Origin of the sequence: Rhodococcus sp. NPDC127527 (assembly GCF_042672245.1) — a bacterium.
In the GTDB taxonomy this organism is placed as follows: Bacteria; Actinomycetota; Actinomycetes; order Mycobacteriales; family Mycobacteriaceae; genus Rhodococcus_G.
On record NZ_JBHXVP010000005.1, the window covers coordinates 81,344 to 87,783 of the forward strand.

The window sequence follows — 6,440 nt, forward strand, 5'->3', positions numbered from 1 at the left end:
GGTCAGCGGCCCTCGTACTCGGCCATCGCGTTGCGCACCTGCGGGGAGAAGAGCTCCGGTCCGAGGGCGTCGGAGTACGCCATGCCCAGTGCGGTCAGCCGCAGTCGGCCGCCCTCGTGCAGCAGCCATCCGCGCCCGGTCCACCGGTCCAGCTCGGCGCCGAAGTGTTCGTGCGGATCGGCTCCGAATCGGGACCGGTAGTCCGCCAACGGCATTCCCGCGGCCTGCAGCACGGACTGCAGCAGGTGCCGGCGACGGGACTCGTCCTCGGTCATCGCGTGGCCCACCACGGCACGACGGAAGTCGTCGACGGTGTCCGCCACGTAGTCGTCGATGATGGCGCGCACCTCCCGTGCGTCGACCGCGTAGTCGAAGGAGTAGTGCAGTCCCCGGGTGTACGACCTTGCGCCGCAACCGAGTCCGATCATGCCGTCGGTCTGGCAGGCATAGTCGTCCGGACCGAGGTCGGGGGCGTCGGCGCGGCGGAACATGCGCATCGACTCCTGCACGTAGCCCGCCGCGATCAGGTGGTCGCGTCCGCGGCGGTAGAGGTCGAGCCGGTGTGCGTCCCAGTCCGGATCGGGTCCGGCGCCGCGCCGGGCCAGACCGGTCAGCGGGCGCACGTACAGCGGGTACAGGTACAGCTCCTCGGGATGCCAGGCCAGCGCGGCGTCGAGGGAGGCGGCCCAGGATTCCGGTGTCTGGCCGTCGATCCCGTAGATCAGATCGATGTTGAGCACCTCGATCGCGGCGTCCCGGATGCGTTGCAGGGCCGCCTCGACGTCGGCACGCCGTTGCGGCCGGACCGCCGCCCGCGCCTCGGTGTCGTCGAAGCTCTGCACGCCGAGGCTGAGCCGGGTGATTCCGCGCTGGGCCAGGACCGCGAGCCGGTCGGCGGTGGCGGTCGCCGGGGACGCCTCCACCGACAGGGGGATCGCCCGCAGGTCGGCGCCCATGCGCTCGGCGATGTCGCACAGCCGGTCCAGTTCCGACGCCGTCAGGTAGGTGGGGGTGCCGCCGCCGAACGCCGCCGTCGCGAACAGGGCCGACGGAGCCAGCGCCTCGCGCACCGCCTCGGACTGCCGCTCGAGGGCGTCGAGGTACCGGGTGGCGAGCTCGTCCGGTGCCCCGACCCGGGTGAACAGATTGCAGAAGCCGCAGCGCACCTCGCAGAACGGCACGTGCAGGTACAGCGACAGCGCGTCCTGCGGTTCGTCGGCCCACAGTTCGGTCAGGGTCGGACGCGGGTCCAGCGGCCGGTAGGCGGTCTTGTGCGGGTACGCGTACACGTAGTTCTGGTACGGCGGAAGGTAATCCGCGGCCGCGGTGTGCGGCGGTACGGGCAGGGGCAGGTCAGCGGTGGTCATCTCGGTCCCTCGAGGAAGAAGTGGGCGTAGGGCACCGTCCACACCAGGGGGTGGCCCAGCCGGTGCCCGGTGTAGCCGTCCTCGCCGTACGTGGTGCCGTGGTCGGAGCACACGATCGCGAAACACCGGCGCCGGCCCGACACGGCGGCGAACAGTCGCCCGATGTGCCGATCGACGTACTCCAGCGCGGCCGCGTGCGTCGCCCGGGTGTCCCCGGCGTCCGCGCTGGCCCCGTCGGCGAAGAACCAGTTCGGCTGGTGCAGGGCCGAGACGTTGACGAACAGGAACAGTCGGCGCCCGGCGGGGAGTCGGTCCACCACCCGTGCCGCGAGGTCCACCTGCGCCTCGAACGACGTCGGCGACGTCACCCCGAGCTCGGGTGACCAGTGCGCCTCGTCGAACAGATCGGGCAGCACCGAGCCCAGCGCGCCCCGACCGTTGAAGAAGCCGACGCCGCCGATGCACACCGTGTGGTATCCGACGGAGGCAAGGCCCGTAACGAGATTCGACTCGGCGAACACGAACGTCCCGTTCGCGGTCGACTCGCTGCCGCCGAACTCGGCCGCGAACAGTCGTGGGTGCGGCCCCTGTCCGACCGGGGTCGGCAGGAACCCGGCGAACATCGCCTGGTGCGAGGCGTAGGTGAAGCTGCCGGGGGCATGGCGTTCCTCCCACCGGCCTCCGGGCAGGTGCCTCACGAGGTTCGGGATCCGGCCGGCGGCGGCGAGTTCGCAGGCCACGTCGTAGCGCAGGGTGTCGAGCGTGATCAGCAGGATGTCGTCGGAGCCGACGACGGTGTTCATGTCCGGCGGTGCGGCGCCGGCCGGGTCAGGCTGCGGCATCGTCGGCCCATCCTGCGATCGCGGCCAGTTGCGCCGCGTAGGTGTCGAGTCCGTCGGCGCGGCCGGGGAGCCCGCTCAGACCGGGGAGCAGGTCGCCGAACGCGTTCACCTCACCGACCGCGGCGCCGCGCCAGTTCGCGGCGGGCAGCAGATCCACCCCGACACACAGGGTGCGCGGGAAGCAGGCGGCAGCCCGTTCCGCGACGGCGAGCGCGTTGTCCCAGCCGTATCCCGCGGCGTCGAAACCCGCCCGCGCGGTCGCCAGGTCGCCGCGTTGTCCGCCCAGGTGCAGGTTGGTCATGGGGTGGGCGCTGGTACGCAGCACCGCGTGGGTCGCCTGCCCGGCGACCACCACGACCCGTAGGTCGGCGGCGCGCCCCTGCCGCGACGGCTTCGGCAACCAGGCCTCGATGTGCAGGCATTCGCCGGCCAGCGCGTCGATCAGGGCGCCCACCGCGGCCTCGCCCGTCCGTCGGCGCACGCGCAGTGAGTTGTGGATCCCGTCCGCCGCGATCTCGACGCTGCTGCGCGACTGGACCCGGCCCCCGGATGCCATCTCGATGGCGACGACACCGGCAGCGGACGAACCGTGTGCGGGTTTGACGAAGAACCGCCGCAACCCGGCAGCCGCGGCCAACTCGCGCACCTCCGGCCAGTTCCTCGGCACCGGTGCGTCGCCGCCCGACGTGGGCGAGATCGGTACCGGCACAGCATTACCAACGAGGATCGCGTGACACCGCCGCTTGTCGAACAGCACGGCCAGATCATTCGGATCGGTGAGCCGGCGCCCGCCGCGCAGCGTGCCGACCGCGGCGAGCAGCGACGCGTACCACCGCGGGCCGTCGGCGATCCGGGTCGGGTCCCCGGCCCCGCGCAGCAGCGCGTCGACTTCGGGATCCTCGCCGGGCGAGTCGAGGCGCACCCACTCGTCGGTGTCGAACCGGGCTCCGCCATCGGTGAGCACCTCGCGCCAGGACACCACCCGCGGGGTGGGCATGCCGGTGCGGGCCGCGGCGTCCAGCAGCATCGTCACGCGACGGTTCTCCGGATTGCCCACGACCGCCAGTCGAGGGCGGGTCATTCGCTGACCGCGACCGACCGGTAGATCGTTCCGTCGTACTCGTCTTCGTCGGCGTTCCCGGCGTCGAGATCCAGACGCACTCCGGACGGTTCGAGTACCGCCCGGAGACGCTCCCGCATGCCCTCGCTGAGGTAGTTGTGGTGCAAGTCGAGCGACTCGAGGTGGCTGAGCGACTGCCCTGCGAGCAGCGCCTCGGCGCCCGTGTCGAGCAGCACGCCCTTGGACAGATCCAGGGCGCGCAGCTGCGGAACGATCGCCGCTGTCGCGACGGCGGCGGCGATCTCGTCCTGGTCCTCGCTGTTCGAGAGCGCGAGGCGTGTCAGTCGGGGAAGCTTCTCTCCGGCGAGGATCGGGGCGAGGTCCTCGACAGTCGAATCAGCGCCGTATTCCTCTGTGCCCAACCACAATTCCAGATCGGTGAGGGCCGGCAGATCCGACGCGGCGACGGCTCGGACCACGTCGGCGGGCAGGCCACCCGCCTCGAACGCCAGGCGGCGCAGGTTCCCGTGCTGAATCGGGGTCAGCTCCAGTTGGTTACCGCCGCGCACTGCCAGGTGCTCCAGCAGCGGAAAGGCCGTCAGCAGGGCCGTGACGTCCGACTGCACGATCCACGAGATCTCGCAGTCCTCGCCGGTCATGTCCCCGAGGAACAGGGCCCGCAATGCGGGAAGTTCGCCTGCGGCCGCGGCGATAGCCTCCACCACCTCGGTGGAACTCTCCTCGTACGGATCGGCCCAGCTGCCGACGACGATCGCCTGCACAGTCGACGGATCCACCGCGGCACGGAACTTCTCGAATGCCTCCGGCCACCCGATCTCGGCGTCGTACGAGGGAACCGAGACACGCCAGGCGACCGGGCCTTGCGGCGGCGCGCCCGGGTCGGTGTCGGGGTCGATCGGGAACTCCACGACGGGAAGACCGTGAAACTCGTTCTGCAACTCGCTGATCACCGGGGGGCGCTCCTGGTCTCGGTCGGTTCGATGGGCATTTTGCCCGGCTTCTGCCGTTGGTCCGGTTGAGGTTAACCCGCCGGTCCGACACGACGGCGGGCTCCAACTCTCGTGGCGCGCGAACCTGCGGAGCCGACCGATCGACAACTGGTGGGACACCGGGGTGGCCGATCGACGAACCGGAGCGCGGGTGTTCCGCCCACCTCCCTAGGTCAGGATCGATTCGTGCGCGACGCGGTCGAAGGTCGGCAGTGGCCTGCCGTCGCGCAGCGTCTCGGCGATCCGCGGATCGGCCAGGTGCAGACGCCCGATCGCGGCCAGGTCGAATTCGCCCGTGTCGATACGCCGTTCGAGCTCGTCGATGTTGTCGACGCTCTCCACGGTGCCGCCGGCGAGCCTGCCGTCGCGCAGTGACTTGCCGAGCCCGACGCAGCCGACGCCCATGGCGATCGCGCCGGTCGTCTTCTTGGCCCAGCCGGCCAGCGAGAGATCGCTGCCCTCGAACGCGGGGGCGTCGAACCGGCGAGAGCTCGCGTCGAGGACGTCGACGCCCGCGTCGACGAGCGCGGACAGGATGGTGCCGAGGTCCTCGGGGTTGTCCGCGAGCCTAGCGGTGAAGTCCTGCTGCTTGTGTTGCGAGAAGCGGTACACGATGGGCAGGTCGTCGCCGATCGCCGCGCGGATGGCGCGCACGACGGCGACGGGGAACGCGGTGCGGCGCTGCAGGTCTCCGCCCCAGGCGTCGTCGCGACGGTTGGTGGAGGCCCACAGGAACGAATCGAGCAGGTAGCCGTGGCCGCCGTGGATCGCGATGCCGTCGAAGCCGAGGTCGACGGACGTCCGGGCGGCGTCGGCGAAGGCGGCGACGACGTCGGCGATGTCCGATTCGGTCATCGCGCGGGTCGGCGGCACCGCCCGGTGCACGTACTCCTGCGAGTAGGACGTCACGCCGGGCTCGCCCCAGAGGCCGGACGGGCGCATCGGGGTGGTCTCCGGGACCTCGCGCATCGCACCGAACAGCGGTCCGACGTGCCAGAGCTGCGGGATGATTCGGCCGCCGGCCTCGTGCACCGAATCCACCACGGCGCGCCAGCCGGCCCGGGCCGCCGGGGTGTGCAGGTTCGGCACGTCCGGGTGGTCGATCGCGCCGGGGTGATCGATGCCGACGCCCTCGGTGACGATCAGGCCGGTGCCGCCCTCGGCCCGGCGCCGGTAGTACCCCGCGACGTCCTCGGTCGGCACGCCGCCGGGGGAGAACGTCCGGGTCATGGGCGACATGACGATTCGGTTCGGCAGGTCGAGCCCGCGAATGCGGATCGGTCGGTGGAGCGGGGATTCGGCGGTGCCCGCGAAGCCGCGTTTGACGGCTTCGGCGTCGCCGGCAAGGCCGGCGGCGGGTTCGACGGAATTCGGGCCCGGTGGGGTCACTGTTCCTCCTGGTCGTCGGGTGTGAGCGCGGCGCGCGGGTGGCCGAGGCCGCCGGTCTCGGCGGTCCGCCCCTGCCAATCAAGCGTGTGTACGTCTCGCGGGCGAGTCGATTCCCGGTTACCGGGACCTCGAATCGAACGAGCGAACCCCGCACCCTGAACGGGCGCGGGGTTCGTGTGCTTCGAGCGAGCTCTTCCGGTCGCTCGCGGAGTGGACTCGGGTCAGGCGGGGACGTTGGCGCCGTGCCCCAGCTCGCGCAGGGCGGCCTTGATGGTGGCCTGGGCCTCGTCGAGGGACTCCGGCGACGGGTTCGGGTCGGCGCCGGAGATGTTGAAGTCGCCGAGGCTGTAGGCCGGGAACACGTGCAGGTGCAGGTGCGGCACCTCCAGACCTGCGATGAGCAGGCCGGCGCGGGGCGCGTCGAATCCCTGCCGGACCGCCTTGCCGAGGATCTGCGCGACCCGGGTGCACTTGGCGAACACCTCGCCGTCGAGGTCCTGCCACTGGTCGATCTCGGCGCGCGGGACCACCAGGGTGTGGCCCTGGGTGATCGGATTGATGGTCAGGAAGGCGACGACGTCCTCGTCCTCCCAGACGAACCGGCCCGGCAGTTCGCCGGCGATGATCATGCTGAACACGGATGCCATGGCAGCCAGTATGCGGCTTCGCCGCAGTGGTGGGGGGGGGGGGGGGCGGGGGCGCCCGGCCGCCCCCCAGCGCGGGGCGCGCCCCGAGGGGGGCGGCGCGCGCCCCCAAGCGCCCCCGGGAGGCC

General features: G+C 71.6%; 6 protein-coding genes. All 6 read right to left on the reverse strand.

The window, feature by feature from the left end; all coding sequences use genetic code 11:
• Nucleotides 1–2: 2 nt before the first annotated feature.
• Nucleotides 3–1,367 carry an STM4012 family radical SAM protein gene (locus ACFVH2_RS10760; protein WP_378425620.1) on the reverse strand — a complete coding sequence of 455 codons (1,365 nt, stop codon included), beginning with the start codon at nt 1,365–1,367 and terminating at the stop codon, nt 3–5.
• Complete coding sequence (locus ACFVH2_RS10765; protein WP_378425618.1) at nt 1,364–2,209, reverse strand: STM4013/SEN3800 family hydrolase; 846 nt, start codon at nt 2,207–2,209, stop codon at nt 1,364–1,366. Before ACFVH2_RS10765 ends, ACFVH2_RS10760 begins: the two co-directional genes overlap by 4 nt.
• Entirely contained in the window at nt 2,196–3,290 is a 1,095-nt protein-coding gene (locus ACFVH2_RS10770; RefSeq protein ID WP_378425616.1) for an STM4014 family protein, read from the reverse strand. Before ACFVH2_RS10770 ends, ACFVH2_RS10765 begins: the two co-directional genes overlap by 14 nt.
• Nucleotides 3,287–4,240 (reverse strand): STM4015 family protein, encoded by a 954-nt coding sequence (locus ACFVH2_RS10775; protein WP_378425614.1) that lies wholly within the window; start codon nt 4,238–4,240, stop codon nt 3,287–3,289. The genes ACFVH2_RS10770 and ACFVH2_RS10775 overlap by 4 nt, the downstream gene beginning before the upstream one ends.
• Before the next feature lie 207 nt (nt 4,241–4,447).
• Nucleotides 4,448–5,557 (reverse strand): 12-oxophytodienoate reductase, encoded by a 1,110-nt coding sequence (locus ACFVH2_RS10780; RefSeq protein WP_378425722.1) that lies wholly within the window; start codon nt 5,555–5,557, stop codon nt 4,448–4,450.
• Between the two features lie 332 nt (nt 5,558–5,889).
• Nucleotides 5,890–6,315, reverse strand: a complete 426-nt coding sequence (locus tag ACFVH2_RS10785) for an HIT family protein (protein ID WP_378425612.1) — start codon at nt 6,313–6,315, stop codon at nt 5,890–5,892.
• Nucleotides 6,316–6,440 lie beyond the last annotated feature (125 nt).